Source organism: Afipia sp. 1NLS2 (assembly GCF_000178995.1).
Lineage (GTDB): Bacteria > Pseudomonadota > Alphaproteobacteria > Rhizobiales > Xanthobacteraceae > Afipia.
In genome coordinates this window covers 923,743-943,799 of record NZ_ADVZ01000001.1, presented here as the reverse complement: position 1 = coordinate 943,799, position 20,057 = coordinate 923,743, and the positions used below count along the sequence as shown (strand labels likewise).

Here is a 20,057-nt window from a genome sequence, read left to right as displayed (position 1 = left end):
CGCCACGCTACATTTCGCTGGTCATGAAGGAAGTTCGTTGACGGCAGATGGCTGGCGTACCTCGCTGACTAAACAAAAGACCCTCCAAGAACGTGAGGTGAAGGAAGCGCGAATCTGGAAAGCGGCGTAAGCGTGAGCACGTTCCGGTCCCTCGCGGGGAGCGGGTCAGCCAGGCGTTTCAACCTTACAAGCCAGTCGGGGTAACGTCTGCGGATCGAACCGTGCCTCTCCGGACAGATGCATCATAGCTGAATTCCGCAACCCTAGGCGCGCGAGCGCCTCTGATGCGCACGGGCAAACAGTCAGCCTCGCTCTGGAGTAACACCTGTTGCATTTGGCCTGGGTCATCTGTATTGCAACAGGTGTTGCATGGAGGTTGGTATTACTCACGAACCGAATTGGCTGCTGTTCCTGGCGCAGCTTCCTGCTGCGCCCTCCAGCGCGCGCGTGGCACTTTGGCGGCGCTTGCGCGCAGCGGGTGCTGCTAGCGCCCTAAATGGAGCATGGGTGCTAGCGCAAGCGGAAGGCCATGCTGAACTCTTCGCGCAACTGGCCGATAGCGTTCGAAAGCAGAACGGGAGTGCGACCGTATTTCTAGTCCAGGCGATGAGCCCAACTGAACAGGAAACGCTTATCACCCGTTTCCAAGCCGATCGAGCTCGGGAATATGATGAATTCGCAGAACGCTCGCGCGGCTTTCTTGATGAGATTAAAGAGGAGACCCGGCTTCGGAAGTTCACCTTCGCCGAACTCGAAGAGATTGAAGATGACCTCAACAAGCTTTCAGCCTGGTTCGCGAAAATCAAAACGCGCGACTTCTTTCCGGACGCCCGAATACAGAAGGCAACGGAGCAATTTGAGACCTGCGGCACAGCGTTGACCGCCTTCGCTGAGGAAGTCTACGCTCACGAAGGCGTAAATGCTCCAATAGAATGTGATGCAGATCCGCTGGACGCCAACGGCCGGGAGCACGCCCCGAAGCATCCGGGAAGACGGCAGCATGGCTAATCATGTTCTGCCTCCCTCTATAGGCCTTCGAGCCCTGCCACGCGGAATCTGGACGCTCGGGTTCGTATCGATGTTCATGGATATCTCCTCCGAGATGATCCATGCGCTGCTGCCCGTGTATCTTGTCACCGTTCTTCGCGCTTCAACGCTCACCGTCGGGCTGATCGAGGGCCTCGCCGAAGCAACGGCAATGATCACTAAGGTCTTCAGCGGCGCTCTTTCCGACTGGCTGGGTCGCCGCAAACTGCTGGCGGCTATCGGCTACGGTCTCTCCGCCGTGACAAAGCCGATCTTTCCGCTCGCGACTACGATTGAGTGGGTTGTAGCCGCCCGTTTTCTTGACCGGGTAGGCAAGGGAGTACGCGGAGCGCCGCGCGATGCGCTTGTAGCTGATCTCGCGCCAGCCCGGCTACGCGGGGCAAGCTTCGGACTAAGACAATCGCTCGACACCATTGGCGCATTTCTCGGCCCACTCGCCGCGCTCGGGCTCATGCTACTCACCCGCGACAATTACGCGATGGTGTTTTGGATTGCGGTCGTCCCCGCGTTTTTCGCTCTCGCCCTGATGGTGTTTGGCGTCGCAGAGCCGGAGCGGGCTGCCGCCACCCTGGAAAAACCTAAGCCACGTTTCAGTGACGCTTGGCGACTATCGAGGCCGTTCTGGGCCGTAGTAGGAGTTGCCGTAGTGCTGACCCTGGCTCGGTTCAGCGAAGCGTTTTTGGTTTTAAGGGCACAGAACGTGGGCCTCGCAATCGCGATCGTGCCCGCCGTTATGGTGGTCATGAATATCGTTTACGCGCTCTCCGCTTATCCAGCCGGTGTGCTATCCGACCGGTTTGGACGCCAGGGCGTGCTGATCGTCGGGGTTAGTACGCTTGTTTTCGCCGATTTGATCCTTGCCTTCACGACATCGGTGCCAGTCCTTTTGGTGGGCGTGGTGTTTTGGGGTCTCCATATGGGCTTGACCCAGGGACTGCTCGCGACACTTGTCGCCGACACGGCGCCGGCCGAGTTGCGCGGAACAGCGTTTGGTGTGTTCAACCTCGCAAGCGGCATCGCCATGCTCATCGCTAGTGTCGTCGCAGGAGCTCTCTGGGACATCTATGGGCCGGTCGCGACTTTCCTCGCCGGCGCAGCCCTCACCGCCATGGCGCTCATCGGCCGCCTCGCCTTGCTGGCGCGATTTGCGGAGGGCAACAAACACGTCGGGAGCGAACATGGTCATGACTGATGATAAGGGCCTGGCTAGACATGTGCGCCGGTTCCTTCGGGGATTGATTGTGCTGGTGTTGATCGGAGCTCTTGGTGTGCTCCTCATCTGGGGCTTCATTGAAGGCCGCAGCGAAGCGACGGCGGAAGCCCAGCGCGAGCAGCCGGTTAAAGCCGCCGTCCATGTTACACACACGGACACTGGGCTGCCGACAATCACGCTGAGCTCGGATTTGCAAAAGCAGGCCGATATCGCGGTGAGGCGACCGAACACTGTGCCTTACCAGCGGCAGGTGCAGGGCTACGGCAGTGTTCTCGACCTACAGTCTTTCACGAATCTCAGCAACAAGATCGCCACTGCCAAAGGCCAGCTCGCCGTCGCTCAGGCAAAACTCAATGCGTCGCAGGCGGCATTTGAGCGAGCGCGAGTGCTGCATGGCAAGGGCGAAGCTATCTCGACGGCCCAGTTCCAGACCGCCGAAGCAACTTACCGGTCCGATGAGGCAAGCGCTCAGGCGGCGCAGGTGCAGACACAAAATGCATCGGCAAGTGCATATCAAGCGTGGGGTCCGTTGCTCGGCCGCTCGCTCGCGGACGGCACCGCACTAGCCCGCGATCTGATTCAACGAAGGAAAGTGTTGGTTCAGGTCACGCTTCCCGTGGGCGTATCGCTCGCGCAGCCGCCGCAGACGGCATTCATCGAAACCACCACCGGACAACGCGTCAGGATCGAGTTTGTCTCTTTGGCAACGCGTACCGATCCGAAAATTCAAGGAGTGAGCTTCTTCTACACCGCCGATGCGGCGAGCGAAGCACTGCCAGGCATGAACGTAATCGCGCTGCTCCCCGTCGGGCAGCCGACACCGGGGGTGGCTATTCCCGGCACGGCAGTGGTGTGGTTCCAGGGAAGCGCCTGGGTCTATCTGCAGACCAAAGCCGATACGTTCACTCGGCGCGAGATCCCGACGGGGTTGCCGTCGCCGAACGGCGGCTATGTCGTACCTGTACTCCCAACCATGCTACGCCTAGAGCCGGACGCGCCTGCATCCGATGCGGATAGCGCCGCACAAGGCTTCCCCACAAATGAGTCACTGGTGGTGACGGGAGCGCAGGCGCTGCTGTCACAGGAATTCAGCGCTCAGATTCAGGTCGGGGGAGATTAAAAGTGGCCTCGTACACTGACTCTCGCCCCTCCGGCCTGCAAGCGGCCATCATCGCATTCTCCATCCGCTTCCGCGGCGTGGTCATCGCGCTCGGCTGCATGTTGTTCGGCTACGGCATCTTCAGTCTGCTTGGCGCTAAATACGATGTTTTTCCTGAGTTCGCCCCGCCCCAGGTCAGTATCCAGACGGAAGCACAGGGCCTGACGCCGGAACAGGTCGAGATGCTGGTCACCACGCCGATCGAGACCCAAATCAACGGCGTACCGGGAATTCAGAAACTGATCTCGACATCGATCCAAGGCATCTCCATCGTCAAGGTCTTCTTCGATCCGGGCAGCAACATCTATCTGGACCGACAGGTCGTGGCGGAACGCCTCGCCGTCGCCGCCCAACAGCTTCCGAAAGGGGTCAAGGCGCCGGCCATGACGCCGCTGACGTCGTCAACGGGGATCGTGCTGGTGGCAGGTCTTACCTCCAACACGCGTTCGCTGATGGATCTCAAGACCGTGGCGGAATGGACCATCCGCCCGCGGCTGCTCGCAGTGCCGGGTGTGGCCAATGTCTCCGTGTTTGGCAGCGACACGCGCTCTCTCCAAATCCAAGTTCGTCCCGACCAACTCGCGCGCTACCAGCTCGGGCTGAATGACGTGCTCGCGGCAGCCCAGAAGGCGACGGGCGTGCGCGGGGCGGGGTTTATCGATACGGCCAATCAGCGAATCGTCTTTCAGAGCGAAGGGCAATCGCTAACTCCCGACCAGCTCTCGCGCACCGTTTTGCTCTCCCAAGGAGCGGCCCGGGTAACGCTGGGCGATGTCGCCAAGGTGGTGGAGGCGCCCGAGCCGCCGATCGGCGCCGCCGCCATCGACGGCAAGCCCGGCGTCGTGATGAACGTCGAAGCGCAGTACGGGTCGAATACGGTGGAAGTGACGCGCGGGGTCGAAGCGGCCATCGCCGACCTAGCGCCGGGACTCAAGGCGCAAGCAATCGACCTCCACGAAAATCTCTTCCGTCCGGCGAATTTCATCAACACGGCAGTGAGCAACATCCGCAGCTCCATGTATATCGGCGGAGTCCTCGTCGTCATTGTCCTCACCCTCTTCCTCTTCGATTTGCGCACGGCGGTGATTGCGGTCGTAGCCATACCGCTTTCTCTGCTCGCGGGTATCATCGTTCTCGAAAGGCTTGGCGGCACGCTGAACACAATGACGCTGGGCGGCCTCGCGATTGCCGTCGGCGTGGTGGTCGACGACGCCGTGATTGGGGTCGAGAATATCGTTCGGCGTTTGCGCGAAAACCGGCAACTTCCCGATCCACGCTCTGCCGCCCGTGTCGTCCTCGACGCCACTTTCGAAGTCCGGAGTCCCGTCGTCTACGCCACGTTCGCAGTGCTCCTCGTATTCGTGCCGATCCTTCTGCTGCCCGGCATTTCCGGCGCGCTGTTTGCGCCGCTCGGGATCAGCTATAGCCTGGCGGTGCTGGCCTCTCTCGCCGTCGCCTTGACCATCGTGCCGGCGTTGAGCATGGCCCTGCTGGCGCGGCGTGCTAAGGCGGACGAGCCTCCGGTCGTTCGCTGGTCTCGCGCACGTTATGAAGCGCTGCTGCTGCGCATATCGAACCGGCCGCGCGTGGTCATCGCCTTGGCGGCAGCCTTCACCATCATTGGCTGCGCCACCTTGCCGCTGTTCGGCGCGAGCTTCATTCCCGAATTGAAGGAAGGCCATTTCATCATCCACATGTCGGCGGTGCCCGGCACGTCGATTGAGCGATCCTTGGCGATCGGCGCGCGTGTGTCGGCGGCGCTCCGAAATATCCCGGCGGTACGGTCGGTGGCGCAGCGGGTGGGCCGTGCGGAGCTTGCCGGCGATGTATACGGCACGCACTACAGCGAATTCGAGGTGGACCTCAAACCTAGCCTCTCGGGAGACGAGCAGGAGGGCGTGCAGGCAAAAATCCGGCAAGCACTGGCAGGCTTCGTTGGGGTGAATTTTTCGGTCAAGACCTTCTTGAGCGAACGGATCGAGGAGACCCTCTCAGGCTACACAGCCGCGGTAGCGGTAAACATCTTTGGTAACGATCTCGATGGCATCGACCGGAAAGCGCAGGAGGTCGCGCGTGCGCTCAACGGAATGAGGGGAGTCACGGAAGTCACGGTACAGTCACCTCCGGGCATGCCGCAATTGACGATCAGCCTGCGCAAGGCCGCGCTGGTCCGTTGGGGCTTTGATCCAACCGAGGTGCTGGACGCGGTGCGGACAGCCTATGCCGGCGATACCGTCGGACAAACGTACCAAGGCAATCAGGTCTTCAACGTAATGCTGATCCTCGACGCCAAGGATCGCAAAAGCGTCAGCGACATAGGCGACCTCCCGCTGCGGGCTCCTGACGGCATGCTCGTCCTTCTCAAAGAGGTCGCTGATATATACGAAGCGAGCGGCCGCTATCAGATTATGCACCAAGGCGGACAGCGGATGGCGAGCGTAACCTTCAATGTTGCCGGCGGATCGACCGCCGCTGTCGTGCGGGCAGCACGTGCCAGCATTGCATCTCAAGTCAAGCTGCCGGCCGGCACCTACATCCAGTTTTCCGGTAGCGCTCAGGCGCAGGCTCAGGCGCAGAGCGATCTGATCCTGAATTCCGTCATCGCCGGCATCGCCATTGTGCTACTATTGTCCATTGTTACGCGCGGCTGGCGCAACCTTGTTCTCGTTCTGATTAATCTGCCGTTCGCCCTCGTCGGCGGCGTCCTAGCGGTTTTCGGCACCGGCGGCCTGCTGACGCTCGGCTCAATGATCGGATTCGTGACCGTATTCGGAATAACGGTGCGCAACTCGATCCTGATTATCTCCCATTACGAGCATCTGGTTGAGGCTGAAGGTATGAGTTGGGGGCTGGCGACCGCAATCAAGGGCGCCGGTGATCGGCTGACGCCCATTCTGATGACCACACTGGTGACCGGGCTTGGGCTTCTGCCATTGGCGATTGGCAGTGGCGCACCGGGGCGGGAGATCGAGGGGCCAATGGCCATCGTCATTCTCGGCGGGCTCCTGACCTCAATGGTTTTGAACCTGCTTGTTCTGCCGACGCTGGCATTGCGCTTCGGGCGGTTCGAGCCGGCGATCGACGAACTCACCGCTTATCATCCCGAGCCTGCCAATGTTATACAGAATGTCCTTCCGCGCGGTGAACCGGGAGTAGGATGACGCAATAGCGACCGAGTGCTGTATGCAGCGGCAAGGTTTGAACCTACGACCTTCGGATTATCAATATCAAGCGGCCTTGAAGTAATGACTGCTCGTCGCAGGGCCAATCGCGGTACGCCGAAGATGGGAAAATCCGACACAGTGGCGATACGGCGAAGAGCAAGATCGCTTGCCTCAAATTGGTGCGCGGTAAAGTGTTGGCACTGAATCGAAAAATGGCGCGCTATTTCCGAACAAAACCGGGCAGTGTCGTTGCCAACGCCTGGAGTTTGGGAATGCGCCAAACGCCCTGGGGTGTCATCAACCCGAACTCGGTCAACTGCCCTCGCAACGTCTCCCAGAGGACAGATATGATCAGGGCTCGGATATGAACATCTTGAGGCTCGATCATCTTTCAAACTCAGCGGGTACTCAATCGCAGGTCCGCCAAGTTCGAACAGCCACACCTCACAAGTTTATGGACTTCAACCGGAGCGCATTGCCCACGACGCTGACTGAAGATAGCGCCATCGCCGCCGCGGCGATGATCGGCGACAGCAACAGTCCGAACGTCGGATAGAGCACGCCGGCGGCAATCGGTATTCCGGCGGCGTTGTAGATGAACGCGAAGAACAGGTTCTGCCGGATGTTGCTCATCGTCGCTTCGGAGAGACGGCGGGCGCGAACGATTCCCATCAAGTCGCCCTTGAGAAGTGTTGCGCCCGCGCTTTCCATCGCGACATCGGTGCCGGTGCCCATCGCGATCCCGACTTCGGCCGCGGCAAGGGCAGGGGCGTCGTTGACGCCGTCGCCGGCCATTGCGACGACGCGACCGGACTTCTGCAGCTTGCTCACGACGGCGCTCTTCTGGTCGGGCAGCACTTCCGCCTCGACCTCCGAGATGCCGAGCCGTTTCGCGACCGCATTCGCCGTCGTCCTGTTGTCGCCGGTCAACATAATGACCTTGATGCCGTCCGCTGCCAGCGCCTTCAAGGCATCGGGCGTGGATTGCTTCACTGGATCGGCGATTGCAAAGAGGCCCGCCAATTGTCCATCGAGTGCGATATTGATCACGGTTGCACCTTCACCGCGCAGGATTTCGGCTTGTGGCTCCAATGTTTGTGTCTCGACACCTAACGATTTCAAATAGGCCGTATTGCCAAGCAAGACAGATTTGCCGTCCACCCTGCCGGTCACACCTTTGCCTGTTGGCGAGTCGAATTCCTCTACATTGATCAATGTCAGATTGCGCTCTTTCGCCGCCCGTACAACGGCATCAGCCAGCGGATGCTCGCTGGCGCGCTCGACGCTCGCGGCGAGGCGGAGCAGATCGTCCTCCCGAAATCCCGCGACGGAAACGATAGAGACGACCTTTGGCTTGCCTTCGGTGAGCGTTCCCGTTTTATCGACCACCAGCGTATCGACCTTTTCCAGACGCTCCAGCGCTTCAGCATTTTTGATCAACACGCCCGCATGGGCGCCGCGTCCCACGCCGACCATGATCGACATCGGCGTCGCCAACCCGAGGGCACAAGGACAGGCAATGATCAGCACGCTGACAGCCGCCACCAGACCGAACGCCAGACGCGGTTCGGGCCCGAAAATCCACCAGGCGGCGAAGGCGACAAGCGCCGCGACGATGACGGTTGGAACGAACCACCCGGCAACCTGATCCGCGAGCCGCTGAATCGGCGCGCGCGAGCGCTGCGCCTGCGCCACCATCTGCACGATCTGCGACAACATGGTATCGCGCCCAACCTTCTCGGCCCGCATCACGAAGCTACCGGATTGATTCAGGGTGCCTGCGATGACCTTGGCGTCGGTCTCTTTGGTGACGGGCATCGATTCTCCCGTCACCAGGGATTCATCGAGCGATGAGCGCCCCTCAAGAATAATGCCGTCGACCGGCACCTTTTCGCCGGGACGGACGCGCAACCTGTCACCCACGTTCAGGCTGTCGAGCGGGACTTCATGATCCGTGCCGTCCTCGGTGACGAGACGCGCGGTCTTCGGTGCGAGATCGAGCAAGGCCTTGATCGCGCCCGACGTTGCTTCGCGGGCACGCAATTCGAGCACTTGACCCAGCAGTACCAGGACGGTGATCACCGCCGCCGCTTCGAAATAGACGGCAACGGCACCATCGTGTCCGCGAAACGCGGGCGGAAAGACCTGCGGGGCGACGGTGGCGACGACGCTGTAGACGTAAGCGACGCCAGTCCCCATCGCGATCAGGGTGAACATGTTGAGGTTGCGGGTCACCAGCGACTGCCAGCCGCGCACGAAGAATGGCCAACCCGCCCAGATCACGACCGGTGTCGCCGAGACGAGTTGAATCCAGTTCGACAGGGTTTGGTCGACCCAGCCGTGGCCGCCGACCAAATGCCCGCCCATCTCGAGGACGACTGCGGGCAGCGCCAGCACGAGGCCGATCCAGAACCGTCGGGTCATGTCCGCCAGTTCGGGATTCGGTGCGGCGTCCAGCGTTGCCACTTCGGGCTCCAGAGCCATTCCGCAGATCGGGCAGTTGCCGGGCCCGATCTGCCTGATTTCCGGATGCATCGGGCATGTGTAAACGGTGCCTTCCGGAACAGGCTCCTTCGGCGCGGCCTTGGACTTATCGAGGTAGGTTTCAGGAGCGGCCGCGAACTTCGTGCGACAGCCTGCCGAACAGAAATGGTAGGTGCGGCCTTGGTAATCGAACCGGTGCTTGCTCGTCGCCGGGTCGACGGTCATCCCGCAAACCGGGTCGAGGACTTTCCCCTTTTCCGCGGGAGGTTGATGATGCTCGTGATTGCCGTGGGCCTGGCCGCCATGCTGGTGAGTTGCCATCGAGGAGGGGGCCGGCTGGCCCGTGGAACTTGCGTTTCGCGACCTGGTCATTTAGGCCTCCTCATTGACTTGTAACAGGTACCCGGTAGGGGTATATAAATCGAATGCGAAAAGACATCAAGACGTCATGCCAGAAACGCCTCAGCCGAATTGAGGGGCAGGTGCGCGGCCTCGCCAAGATGGTGGAGGAGGACCGCTACTGCATCGATATCGTAACGCAGATCTCCGCCGTTCGTGCCGCCCTGCGCCGCGTCGAGGAAGAGGTGTTGAAGGACCATGTCGCCCACTGCGTCGAGCATGCGATTGCGAGCGGCGACAAGGCGGATCAGCGCCGCAAGATCGCGGAATTGATGGCGGTGGTCGGACGGGCGGAACGATGAACCTCTCGGTTCCATCTTGGCGGCGCGCGATTTCGCAGTTATGATTCCGAATCCGAGTACAGCAAATCGAAAGCATTGACGCATTGATGTTGGTCGGACTTACCAGGACGCAACGGGTTAAGGCAGGGTGGCTCATCGCCTTGGCCTATCTGTTTTGCGTGTTGGCGCCGACGCTGTCCTTCGCATTGCCCGGCAGTCAGGCCGCGCCCTATTGCCTGACTGACGAGGATCACGTGCCAGCCATGCTCCACGTGCACCAGGAAGGCATGATGCACGTCCACAACGACGGACATGCCCATCATCATTCCGGCGTCCAGACCCACGCGGATTCATCCGCAGATCATGATGTGAAGCCGGTCGCGTTGAAGAGCGATTCCGGTCCGGCAAAGGCGCCGCATGCGGCGGATGGAAAGTGCTGCGGCCTGATGTGCGTCACCGCGCTTCCTGCAACCCTCGTCGCGGTGGCAAAGCCGTCGGTGCCGAGCGCCGTCCGGATATCCGACGTCCATCGGAAACTGGCGGACAACGCGCCTCCGCGGCTTTATCGCCCCCCAAATTCCTGACCTGACAACAGCATGACGCGGTGCCGTGCCTGTGAGGGGTGCGCACGCCTGTGGTCCATCGTCAGTTCAGGGGATTTTTATGTCAGCGCAGATTGGGGCGATCGTCGCCGCCGTTGGTTCGGTGGCGCGCGGAATATTTGGAAGAAAACTTGGGGCATTCGCAGGGGTGGCTTTGGCGGCCATGACGCTCGGCGGCTGCGCGGTACCGTTGGTGCCGCTCGTCGGCGCAGATCCCGCCGATCCCGGAGCGAAGGTTGCGGGCGTCGGCTACCGGTCGACCCTCGCCCCTTACACCAGCCTTCGCCCGACGACGCCTTCCAACTGGAAGGAGCAGAACCAGCGCGTCACCCCGTCACCGAACTCCAGCCACGAGCATTAGGAGCACGTCATGAAAATTATCCGTGGCGTGCTGCCGCATCAGAGCTTCCTCAGAAGCAATCGGTCGGCGCTGGTGCTCACCGCTTCCCTTCTTCTTTCCGGTTGTGCGACGTTCTCGCCGGATCGGGGAATGGGCGTCGTCGCCGATGTCGCCGATCATACGATTAAGAAGGACGTGGTCGCGATCCGCTCCGTGGACGAGGCACAGCGTGCGAACGATGACGTCACGCGGCTGCTGCGCCGGGCGCTCACCGTCGACACCGCCGTCCAGGTCGCGCTGCTTAACAACCGCGGCTTGCAGGCCACTTACAATGAATTGGCGTTGGCGGAAGCCGATCGTGTCCAGGAAAGCCTTCTGCCCAATCCGACCTTCTCGATTTCGAGAATCGCAGGCGGCGGTGTGGTCGAGATCCAGCGCCAGGTTGTCGGCGACATTCTGGCACTGGCGACGCTGCCGTTCCGCTCCGAGATCGCGAAGCAGCGTTTCCGGCAGGCACAGCTTCGCGCCGCGCTGGAAACACTCCGTCTTGCCGCCGACGTCAGACGTGCTTACTACCGCGCAGTTGCCGCCAATGAATTGGTCGGATTTCTCAGCCGCGCCAAGGCCACCGCCGAATCCATCGCGCAATTGTCGAAGAACCTTGGCCAGACCGGATCGATGAACAAACTCGATCAGGCGCGTGAGCAGGTCTTCTATGCGGAAACCACAGCGGACCTTGCGACGGTGCGTCAGGAAGCGACCAGTTCGCGCGAAGCTCTGGCACGGCTGTTGGGGCTGTGGGACGGCGATCTCAATTTCAAGCTGCCGAGCCATCTGCCGGCTTTGCCGCCGCGTCCGCAGACCTTGCCACGCATCGAAGTCGACGCCGTTGAACACCGTATCGATCTACAGATCGCCCGTATCGAACTGGTTGCTTTGGCAAAAGCGCTCAATCTGACGGAAGCGAGCCGTTTCGTCACGCTGCTCGATGTTGCGGGAATTTCGAAGACCACCAGGAACCCCGATGGCTCCCGGTTCCGCGAACGCGGCTTCGACATCCAGTTCCAGATCCCGATCTTCGACGGCGGCGAGGTCCGGGTGCGGCAAGCGAGCGAGACCTACAACCAGGCCTTCAATCGTCTGACCGAGAAGGCGATCAACGTGCGCTCGGAAGCGCGTGACGCGTACCGGACGTATCGATCGAGCTATGAGATCGCCCGGCAGTACGAGCGCGAGGTTCTGCCGCTCCGGAAGATTATCACCGAAGAGATGCAACTGCGCTTTTCGAGCATGCAGGTGGACGTGTTCACACTGTTGACGGAAGCGCGGCAGCGCACCGCCTCATTGCGCGCGGCGATCGAAGCCAAGCGCAGCTTCTGGCTCGCCCAATCCGACCTGCAGACCGCCGTCAACGGCGGCGGCTCGGGAGAAACACCAACGAAGTCCAGTCCGACGACGACCGCCCAGGCCGGCGGCGGAGGCAATTGATGGAGACCAACATGCTATCGCGAAGAGGATTTTTGGGAACGGCCGCGCTGGTCGGCGCGAGCGCCGTCAGCGGTCGCGTGCAGGCGGCGAACATTCCGGAAGCGCCGATCATGGACAAGGTGACGATGCAGCCGCCGCTGCATCCCACCAGCGGTCCGGATTACCGCCCGGTCGTGACCCTCAACGGCTGGTCACTGCCCTGGCGGATGAATGGCGACTGGAAGGAATTCCATCTCGTCGCGGAGCCCGTGGTGCGAGAGTTCGCCGACGGTATGAAGGCGTATCTGTGGGGTTACAATGGCCAGGCGCCGGGCCCGACGATCGAGGCCGTCGAAGGCGACAAGGTCCGCATCTTCGTCACCAACAAGCTGCCCGAGCATACGACCGTGCATTGGCACGGCATGATCGTGCCGAACGGCATGGACGGCGTCGGTGGTCTCAATCAGCCGCATATCAAGCCCGGCAAGACCTTCGTCTACGAGTTCGAGATGAAGAACAGTGGGACGTTCATGTACCACCCGCACTCCGACGAAATGGTGCAGATGGCAATGGGCATGATGGGCATGGTCATTGTGCACCCGCGCGACCCGTCGTTCCGTCCGGTCGATCGCGACTTCGTCTTCATCATGAGCACCTACGACATCGACCCCGGGACCTATCTGCCGAAGGTCAACGAGATGACCAACTTCAACATGTGGACGTTCAACAGCCGCGTGTTTCCGGGCATCGATCCGCTGCCGGTGCGGCTCGGCGACAGGGTACGGGTCCGGATCGGCAATCTCACCATGACCAACCATCCGATTCACCTGCATGGACACCACTTTGCAGTGACCTGCACCGACGGCGGCTGGATTCCGGAAAGCGCTCAGAGGCCGGAGACCACGACGGACGTTCCGGTCGGTGCGGTTCGGGCGTTCGATGTGTTGGCCGACAACCCGGGGGACTGGGCACTGCATTGCCACAAGTCGCACCACACCATGAACGCCATGGGCCACGACATGCGCAACATGATCGGCGTCTCGAAGAAGGATCTGGCGAAAGCGGTCGGCAAGCTGGCGCCAGACGCCATGGTGATGGGATCGACGGGCATGGCGATGGGCGAGATGGAAATGCCTGCGCCGGACAACACGCTGCCGATGATGACGGGCTCGGGACAATTCGGGCCGATCGAGATGGGCGGGATGTTCACGGTGATGAAGATCCGCGAAGGCATGGCCCGCGACGATTACAGCGATCCCGGGCCCTACAAGAACCCGCCTGGCACCGTCGCATATGAAGTCGATGCTCCGGCCGCGGAGCCGGTCCGACCGCAGAACGGCAAAGACGATGCGGGCGCTGCAAAGATGAAAGGCATGAAAGGCATGAAGATGAAGGGGATGTGAGTGCGACGTTCAGACCGAATGTTTCACCGAACGAAGGAGACGCGACATGAAAGAACTGCATCGAACTGGCGTCGCATTATTTGCAACACTGATCTTGGCGGCGCCGGCATGGGCCGGGGCAGGGCCTGCCGGACATCAGGACGACACGTTTTCGGCTGGTGAGCCGGGCGAGGCGAATAAACCAGCACGGATCGTTCAAGTGACGATGGGCGAAGCCGATGGCAAGATGACGTTCACGCCGAACAAGATCGAGGTCAAAAAAGGCGAGCAGATCAAGTTCATGCTGCGCAACAACGGCGAACTCGACCACGAGTTCATTCTCGCGACCACGGCCGAAAATCTCAAGCATGCCGAGTCGATGAAGAAAAATCCCGACATGGAGCATGATGATCCGAACGGCAAGCGCCTCGCTCCGAAGAAGACGGGCGAAATCGTCTGGAGATTCACCAAAGCGGGAGAGTTCGAATATTCATGCCTGATCCCGGGACATCGGGAAGCGGGGATGATCGGCACGGTCGTCGTCAAGTGACTCCCAAGATGTTTGTCGCGCAAGGAGAAACCTTGGACGAACGCCAAATCGACTGCGTGCCGGACGACGGTTGGCACGCAGCGATGGGTGCGTTTGCCGACGTCCACTACGAACAGACGGCAATCTACGGCTCCGGACAACGGGGCGAACGATCGAGCCATATTCTGCTGCGACGCGAGGGCACCCCCGTCGCAGGTGCCCGGATCGGATTGTATCTCGTGCCTTATCTCGGCCGCGGCATGGCGCTCGTGCGCTTCGCGCCGTTCTGGCGCTCCTTTGACGTTGCTCCCGACCCGGAGCGATACCGGACAGCGGTGGCAGCGTTGGTGGACGAATATTGTCGGCGGCGAAAGCTTTACCTCGTCCTCCGTCCGCGTCCCCATCCGGACTTCTATCCGATCGAAGCGAAAATCCTGGCAGAAATGGGGCTCGCGGGCTCCACGTCATCGATGCTTGACCGCTACTTCGTCGATGCATCGCTCGACGAGGCGGAGCAACAGAAAAGCCTGGATCAGCGATGGCGCTATAATCTCCGCAAGGGTCTTGCGCACGGCCTCGAGGTTCGTATCGGTGAAGCTCCGGCCGACATCAAGACCTTCCAGGAGATCTATGCCGAGATGGTTCGGCGCAAGAACCTGAACTATCCGGGCGTCGATCTGCCCGCATCCATTCCGGACCTGATGCGGCTTCCGGAACGAATGAAGATGCGCATTGCCTTGGCGTATCACGACGGAAAGCCGATTGGCGGGATCGCTTTCAGCGTCGTGGGCGATCTCGCCTACTACGTCTTCGGTGCGACCAGCGACGAGGCGACCGCACTGAACGCCGGATATGTCCTGCAATGGCACGTCATGCGCTGGCTGCGGGAAAACACAAAGGTGCGCTGGTACGAACTCGGTGGTCCCGGTGATCCGGGAATCCGGCAATTCAAAAAGGGACTCGCGGGCAAACGAGGCGTTCTGCTTGCCGTCCGGGAATTTCACTACTGCCCCGACGTGACCGCGCGCGTAGTCGTGGGAGGACTGTTTGCCCTCCGCGACGCGCGCAACAGGATCCAGCGCTGGCAGCGTGAAAGAAGGCCTTCCGAGGGAAGGCGCAGTAACTGAAGAGGAATGAAAATGAAAAACCGCAACTTCATGGCGGGAATTCTTGCGATCTCTTTCGCTTTGTCGTCCGCCGCTGTAATGGCGCAGGCCGACATGGCCAAGGGTGAAGTCAAGAAGATCGACGAGTCCGCTGGCAAGATCACCTTGAAGCACGGACCGATCAAGAACCTCGACATGGACGAGGACGGCATGACGATGGTGTTCCGCGTCCAGGACCCAGCGATGCTCAAACAGGTCAAGGTCGGCGACAAGGTGCAATTCAAGGCCGAACGGGCAACGGCTGGCATCACCGTCACCAAGATCGAGAAGCAGAAATAGCACCCGGATTTCCGACGCCGTCGGCCTCAGGTTTGGCGGCGTCGGATGTGGCGGAGCAGGAGTTTTAGGATGGAGGGATCGTTGCGTCGTAACAATGGGGCCGATGCAGAGTTTTTCTACGACCGTCAGAGCGGCAGCCTGAGTGGGGCAAGCCTGGTCGACCAAATGGCGGTCTACGCACTGCAGGTCGGCTTCGTCGTTACGCGGCCCTTCGGTCACCGCGGTTACGGATGGGGCTGCGACGTGGTTTCCTGCGCCGTCGCGCAACGCGACATCGTCGTTGGATTAAATGCAGATGCCCGATTTGCCATTCCGTTTTGCGACCGGTACTGGAGCCGAATTCTCAACGGTCGGTACGACTACGAAGAAGAGATCGAGGCGTTTCTGAAGAGCGTCGCCGACATCAGGTACACCTTCGTCGATTGCGGGGCCAATTTCGGCTACTGGTCGGCTCTCGCATCGAGCGAGCCATTCGGTCGCCAGACCGTCCTGGCGATCGAAGCCTCACCCGATAACGCCGCGCGGCTCGCATTGAACGCCGGACTGAATGGCAACCGGTATTGCTGCGTGAACGCGGCCATCGGCGGCAGCACAGGCGGATTCGTGCGTATCGCGGGACGACGACACGAGGCATTTTCCACCTATGCGGTTGCGGATGACGATCACGGAGCGGTGAGACGCGTCTCGCTCGACGGCCTACTCGGCAGCGTCCTCGATGCAGAGGCCCCGACGGTCATCAAGCTGGATGTCGAAGGCGTTGAGATCGAAGCAATCGAAGGAGCTAAGACCTTGTTGTCCGGAGATTCGCTTGTGATCTGCGAGGATCACGGCTCGGATCGGGCGCACGGTGTTTCGCATCATTTGATGAATGAAGCCGGGTTGAGGCTCTACATCTTCGACCCCGCCGCTTGTCGTTTCGTTCGCGTCGAAGGTCCGGCGGTGCTCGATCGTGTGAAGCAGTATCGTTGGGTCGGCTACAACGTTTTCGCCACGCGAAGCCCGGTTTGGGAAGACCGATTGCGGTCTGCGCAATGGATTCGCCGATGACCGAGGGCAACATGCGGCGCGAACCGAATGCAGGTTCGCTCGGCGGAGGCATCGTCGAGGGCCACGGAGCGGAGCGTCCGCCGGGCGAAGATACCGTGGCTTCCCGAACTTCCTCATGCCGGCGGAAGTCTCTTTTTCAGATGGAACTTGCGATGACTGAGTGGACAGCCCGTTCCGGAGGGCTCGCCCCAGGGCGAGCAGCCGAGTCAGCAGGGAACATTGGAAGACTGGAAAGATGACGATGAGTCTGCCTAGACAGGATCGAGGTCCGGCGCGGCGCTCGCAAAGCGTATCCGTTCTGGCGGAAAAGCCGATCGCTGGGGAACGCAGATCATCATCGTTGGGGCGCGACCTGCGACTAGATTTGTTCCGCGGACTGGCGAATTGGGCGATCTTCCTGGACCACATTCCGAACAACGCGGTTGCCTGGGTGACCACGAGAAACTACGGCTTTAGCGATGCCGCGGACGTTTTCGTGTTCATTTCCGGTTACACTGCGGCATTCGTCTACGCACGCAGGATGGCCGCGCAAGGATATCTCGCGGGGACGGCCTTGCTGATACGTCGCGTGTGGCAACTTTATGTAGCGCATGTTTTGTTGTTCGTGTTCTACGCCGCGGCCATCGGGTATGTGGCGCAAGACTACGGACATTCGCACCTGCTGGATGAGTTCAACGTGGCCGGGCTGATAGAGCGGCCGGTGGCGACGCTCACACACGGCCTCCTTCTCCAGTTCAAGCCGCTCAATCTGGACGTCCTGCCTTTATATATCGTGCTGATGGCGGGTTTTGCCCCGTTGCTGATGCTGATGATGTGGGCTCCGAACACGGCGCTGGCTGCTGCAACTGTGGTCTATTTGCTGGCGCGCCATTTCGGCTGGAATTTTCCTGCCTATCCAGCGGGCGGCTGGTACTTCAATCCGTTCACATGGCAGCTTCCGTTCACGATGGGAGCATGGGCGGCGTTGGGCGGTGCCGCCCGGGCGCAGGCGTTGGCTCGGTCCCGAATTGTCCTGATTGCGAGCGTGGCATTCGTGGTTTTCGCATTCGTCGTTACGGTCGGCGCTCGCCTCGGTCTATCGACGTCGCTGTCGCCCGTGTTCGATGTCCTTAGTGAGAAAACAAATCTTGCTCCCTACAGGATCCTTCATTTTCTGGCGCTTGCGGTGATCGTGGTTCGTGTCGTTCCGCGAGACTGGAACGGCCTTCGTTCGAGGCTGGCGCGTCCGATCATCGTATGCGGTCAGAGGTCGCTGGAGGTGTTCTGCATAGGAATTTTCCTGTCGTTCGTCGGGCATTTCATTCTGGAGATGTATTCGGACCGTCTGCTTACCCAAATCGGGGTGAGTGTTGGCGGACTTCTGCTGATGACGGCCGTCGCGCTCTATCGGACGTGGTCCCGAACTCTTGACGTGCGTTCCCCCAAGGCGCCGGTCACGCGCGGCAATCAGCCGAAAAAGGGAGAATGAATGATGCACCCACCGGTCATCACGGTTTGCGACGTGGGCGGCCTTCTTCGGAAAGAACGATGAGGCAGCTCGGGCGTCAAAAAGACAACCGGAAACACGCCTGTGGTCGATGGTCCGCATGTTCAGCGATTGGGTTTGAGCGAGGTCTCCATGATTGCCCTTCCATATGACTACTTCTTGATCGCCTGGTTCGTCCTCGCGGCCGCCTCCACGGCGTACGTTGCGTTCGATCAATTCAATGGCAACCCTGAACCGGTGGTGATGAAGTGGGGCTTCATTCTAGTCACGCTCTATATGGGGCCATTCGGTCTGCTGCTCTACGTACTGGCAGATAAGGAGCCGCGCCCCGGTGAGCACGAACGGTTCACAGCGCCGCTTTGGAAACAAGGGATCGGAAGCACTATCCACTGTGTCGCTGGCGACGCCACCGGGATTATTCTAGCGGCGGTCGTGACGGCATCGCTCGGACTGCCGATGTGGATCGACCTGATCGTCGAATATATCGCCGGGTTTTCGTTCGGGCTTTTCATCTTCCAGTCGCTCTTCATGAAAAAGATGATGGGCGGCACCTACTGGGAAAACGTGCGCAAGAGCTTCATGCCCGAATTAATCAGCATGAATGCCATGATGGCGGGAATGGCGCCAACGATGAGCTTGTTGATGATGGGCCGCGATATGCGCGCCATGGATCCGCTGGAATTGGTTTTCTGGGGCGTGATGTCGCTCGGTGTCATGGTTGGGTTTACGACGGCGTACCCGTTCAACGTCTGGATGGTGAAGAAGAAGGTCAAACACGGCCTGATGACCGTTCGGTCCAATGATGACGCAAAAGCCCACGATGACCACACAAACAAGCCGGCCATGGAGAAGATGGCCCACGGCAGCGACCATCAGATGGGAGGCGACGCAACCACCCCGCAGTTGGTGGCGCTCGCCGGCGTGACGGGGTTTCTCCTGATATCCGGAATGGTCATTCCCGGCTTTTCCGTGAACCTCAGTCTCAGCGCCCGCGACGTCGATGCCTCCATCATGCCGCCGGGTATGATCAACACGTTCGATCTTCCCGGTGAGGCCATGAGGGACATGGCCGCTGTGAAGCCGCGACAGGTTACCTATATTGCCCCGCCCGACGCAAAGGGCGACCAGGTGCTGCAACCGCGGATCGAGAACGGCGTCAAAGTGTTTGACTTGGAAGCGTCCGTCATTCGCTGGAACATTCTTCCCGACGAAGCCGTCGATGCTTACGCCTACAATCATCAGGTGCCGGGGCCCCGGTTACAGATGACCGAGGGCGATCACGTCCGCATCAACTTTCACAACAATCTCCCGGAATCCACGACCGTGCATTGGCACGGCCTGATAGTGCCGAACAAAATGGATGGCCCGGCGAAGATCACCCAGGATCCGGTGCCTCCAGGCGGTTCCTACACCTACGAATTCACGGTCGGGCAAAGCGGTACGTATTTTTACCACAGCCACGACCACCCGGACCGGCAGCAGGCGCTCGGGCTCTACGGCGCATTGCTGATTGCGCCCAAGGATCCATTGACCGAAGTGAAAGCCGATCTGGATTACACGATCCAGTTGCAGGAATGGCTGAAACGCGAATGGCTGACCTATCCCGCCATGTCGATGGAAGGAGCGATGCCGAACTACTTCACCATTAACGGCAAGGCCTATCCTTCGACCGACACGATTGCAATGAAGGTCGGGCAAACCATCAAGCTGCGGTTCATCGGCACCAACAATAACTTCATTCATCCCATGCATGTCCACGGCGGCCCGTTCGAGGTCGTCGCGGTCGATGGCGTGACGTTGAACGAAAGCGCGCGTTATCAGGCGGACACCGTCAACGTCGGCCCAGGCCAACGCTATGACGTCATATGGACCGCCCGCAAGCCGGGCAAATGGCTCGTGCATTGTCACATCCCGCATCACACCGCGAACAACAATGTCGAGCAGCAGGGCGGCGGAGGCCTGATGCTCGTTCTCGACGTGAAATGAAATTCCACTTTACATCCAGACGGGAA

The 20,057-nt window shown here is 60.4% G+C and carries 16 protein-coding genes; 15 read left to right on the top strand and 1 reads right to left on the bottom strand.

Annotation, left to right across the window (positions count from 1 at the left end; translation table 11 throughout):
• Positions 1-369 precede the first annotated feature (369 nt).
• Genes AFIDRAFT_RS04530 through AFIDRAFT_RS04515 form a run of 4 tightly spaced genes read left to right on the top strand, consistent with a single transcriptional unit; the run spans position 370 to position 6,580 of the window.
• Entirely contained in the window at positions 370-1,008 is a 639-nt protein-coding gene (locus tag AFIDRAFT_RS04530; RefSeq protein ID WP_009337987.1) for a Chromate resistance protein ChrB, read from the top strand.
• Positions 1,001-2,239, top strand: coding sequence for an MFS transporter (locus AFIDRAFT_RS04525; RefSeq protein ID WP_009337985.1), 1,239 nt, complete (start codon positions 1,001-1,003; stop codon positions 2,237-2,239). Before AFIDRAFT_RS04530 ends, AFIDRAFT_RS04525 begins: the two co-directional genes overlap by 8 nt.
• Positions 2,226-3,380, top strand: coding sequence for an RND family efflux transporter (locus AFIDRAFT_RS04520; protein WP_009337983.1), 1,155 nt, complete (start codon positions 2,226-2,228; stop codon positions 3,378-3,380). The genes AFIDRAFT_RS04525 and AFIDRAFT_RS04520 overlap by 14 nt, the downstream gene beginning before the upstream one ends.
• Positions 3,381-3,382: 2 nt before the next feature.
• Entirely contained in the window at positions 3,383-6,580 is a 3,198-nt protein-coding gene (locus AFIDRAFT_RS04515; RefSeq protein WP_009337981.1) for an efflux RND transporter permease subunit, read from the top strand.
• 447 nt (positions 6,581-7,027) lie between these two features.
• On the opposite strand, the gene AFIDRAFT_RS04510 is transcribed toward AFIDRAFT_RS04515, so the two are convergent.
• Positions 7,028-9,439 (bottom strand): heavy metal translocating P-type ATPase, encoded by a 2,412-nt coding sequence (locus AFIDRAFT_RS04510; protein WP_009337979.1) that lies wholly within the window; start codon positions 9,437-9,439, stop codon positions 7,028-7,030.
• Between the two features lie 53 nt (positions 9,440-9,492).
• On the opposite strand from AFIDRAFT_RS04510, the gene AFIDRAFT_RS04505 reads away from it, so the two are divergent.
• From AFIDRAFT_RS04505 to AFIDRAFT_RS04455, 11 genes are all read left to right on the top strand, one after another.
• Positions 9,493-9,768 (top strand): metal-sensitive transcriptional regulator, encoded by a 276-nt coding sequence (locus tag AFIDRAFT_RS04505; protein ID WP_009337977.1) that lies wholly within the window; start codon positions 9,493-9,495, stop codon positions 9,766-9,768.
• Between the two features lie 86 nt (positions 9,769-9,854).
• A complete protein-coding gene (locus AFIDRAFT_RS04500; RefSeq protein WP_009337975.1) occupies positions 9,855-10,331 on the top strand; it encodes a hypothetical protein in 477 nt (158 codons plus the stop codon).
• 79 nt (positions 10,332-10,410) lie between these two features.
• Positions 10,411-10,710, top strand: a complete 300-nt coding sequence (locus AFIDRAFT_RS04495) for a hypothetical protein (RefSeq protein ID WP_009337973.1) — start codon at positions 10,411-10,413, stop codon at positions 10,708-10,710.
• Positions 10,711-10,719: 9 nt separating this feature from the next.
• Entirely contained in the window at positions 10,720-12,177 is a 1,458-nt protein-coding gene (locus AFIDRAFT_RS04490) for a TolC family protein (protein ID WP_009337971.1), read from the top strand.
• A gap of 11 nt (positions 12,178-12,188) precedes the next feature.
• Complete coding sequence (locus AFIDRAFT_RS04485) at positions 12,189-13,559, top strand: multicopper oxidase family protein (protein WP_040298074.1); 1,371 nt, start codon at positions 12,189-12,191, stop codon at positions 13,557-13,559.
• 46 nt (positions 13,560-13,605) lie between these two features.
• Positions 13,606-14,088 carry a cupredoxin domain-containing protein gene (locus tag AFIDRAFT_RS04480; RefSeq protein WP_009337967.1) on the top strand — a complete coding sequence of 161 codons (483 nt, stop codon included), beginning with the start codon at positions 13,606-13,608 and terminating at the stop codon, positions 14,086-14,088.
• An 8-nt stretch (positions 14,089-14,096) separates the two neighbouring features.
• Positions 14,097-15,194 carry a lipid II:glycine glycyltransferase FemX gene (locus tag AFIDRAFT_RS04475; RefSeq protein ID WP_040297799.1) on the top strand — a complete coding sequence of 366 codons (1,098 nt, stop codon included), beginning with the start codon at positions 14,097-14,099 and terminating at the stop codon, positions 15,192-15,194.
• Positions 15,195-15,206: 12 nt separating this feature from the next.
• On the top strand, positions 15,207-15,512 hold the full coding sequence (locus tag AFIDRAFT_RS04470; RefSeq protein WP_009337964.1) for a copper-binding protein: 306 nt from the start codon (positions 15,207-15,209) through the stop codon (positions 15,510-15,512).
• A 69-nt stretch (positions 15,513-15,581) separates the two neighbouring features.
• Entirely contained in the window at positions 15,582-16,559 is a 978-nt protein-coding gene (locus AFIDRAFT_RS04465; protein WP_009337962.1) for an FkbM family methyltransferase, read from the top strand.
• Positions 16,560-16,800: 241 nt separating this feature from the next.
• Positions 16,801-18,027: an OpgC family protein gene (locus AFIDRAFT_RS04460; protein WP_009337960.1), complete on the top strand. Its 1,227-nt coding sequence runs from the start codon at positions 16,801-16,803 to the stop codon at positions 18,025-18,027.
• Positions 18,028-18,177: 150 nt separating this feature from the next.
• The gene (locus AFIDRAFT_RS04455) at positions 18,178-20,031 is read left to right on the top strand and encodes a multicopper oxidase domain-containing protein (protein ID WP_009337958.1); all 1,854 of its coding nucleotides are present in this window, start codon (positions 18,178-18,180) and stop codon (positions 20,029-20,031) included.
• The last annotated feature ends 26 nt before the right edge of the window (positions 20,032-20,057 follow it).

Bases quoted from the DNA above. Each gene is read 5' to 3' on its own strand.
- AFIDRAFT_RS04480 (WP_009337967.1), top strand. From the start codon at position 13,606: ATGAAAGAACTGCATCGAACTGGCGTCGCATTATTTGCAACACTGATC.
- AFIDRAFT_RS04485 (WP_040298074.1), top strand. From the start codon at position 12,189: ATGCTATCGCGAAGAGGATTTTTGGGAACGGCCGCGCTGGTCGGCGCG.
- AFIDRAFT_RS04510 (WP_009337979.1), bottom strand. From the start codon at position 9,439: ATGACCAGGTCGCGAAACGCAAGTTCCACGGGCCAGCCGGCCCCCTCC.
- AFIDRAFT_RS04525 (WP_009337985.1), top strand. From the start codon at position 1,001: ATGGCTAATCATGTTCTGCCTCCCTCTATAGGCCTTCGAGCCCTGCCA.
- AFIDRAFT_RS04475 (WP_040297799.1), top strand. From the start codon at position 14,097: ATGTTTGTCGCGCAAGGAGAAACCTTGGACGAACGCCAAATCGACTGC.
- AFIDRAFT_RS04530 (WP_009337987.1), top strand. From the start codon at position 370: ATGGAGGTTGGTATTACTCACGAACCGAATTGGCTGCTGTTCCTGGCG.
- AFIDRAFT_RS04455 (WP_009337958.1), top strand. From the start codon at position 18,178: ATGATTGCCCTTCCATATGACTACTTCTTGATCGCCTGGTTCGTCCTC.
- AFIDRAFT_RS04520 (WP_009337983.1), top strand. From the start codon at position 2,226: ATGGTCATGACTGATGATAAGGGCCTGGCTAGACATGTGCGCCGGTTC.
- AFIDRAFT_RS04495 (WP_009337973.1), top strand. From the start codon at position 10,411: ATGTCAGCGCAGATTGGGGCGATCGTCGCCGCCGTTGGTTCGGTGGCG.
- AFIDRAFT_RS04465 (WP_009337962.1), top strand. From the start codon at position 15,582: ATGGAGGGATCGTTGCGTCGTAACAATGGGGCCGATGCAGAGTTTTTC.
- AFIDRAFT_RS04470 (WP_009337964.1), top strand. From the start codon at position 15,207: ATGAAAAACCGCAACTTCATGGCGGGAATTCTTGCGATCTCTTTCGCT.
- AFIDRAFT_RS04505 (WP_009337977.1), top strand. From the start codon at position 9,493: ATGCGAAAAGACATCAAGACGTCATGCCAGAAACGCCTCAGCCGAATT.
- AFIDRAFT_RS04500 (WP_009337975.1), top strand. From the start codon at position 9,855: ATGTTGGTCGGACTTACCAGGACGCAACGGGTTAAGGCAGGGTGGCTC.
- AFIDRAFT_RS04490 (WP_009337971.1), top strand. From the start codon at position 10,720: ATGAAAATTATCCGTGGCGTGCTGCCGCATCAGAGCTTCCTCAGAAGC.
- AFIDRAFT_RS04460 (WP_009337960.1), top strand. From the start codon at position 16,801: ATGAGTCTGCCTAGACAGGATCGAGGTCCGGCGCGGCGCTCGCAAAGC.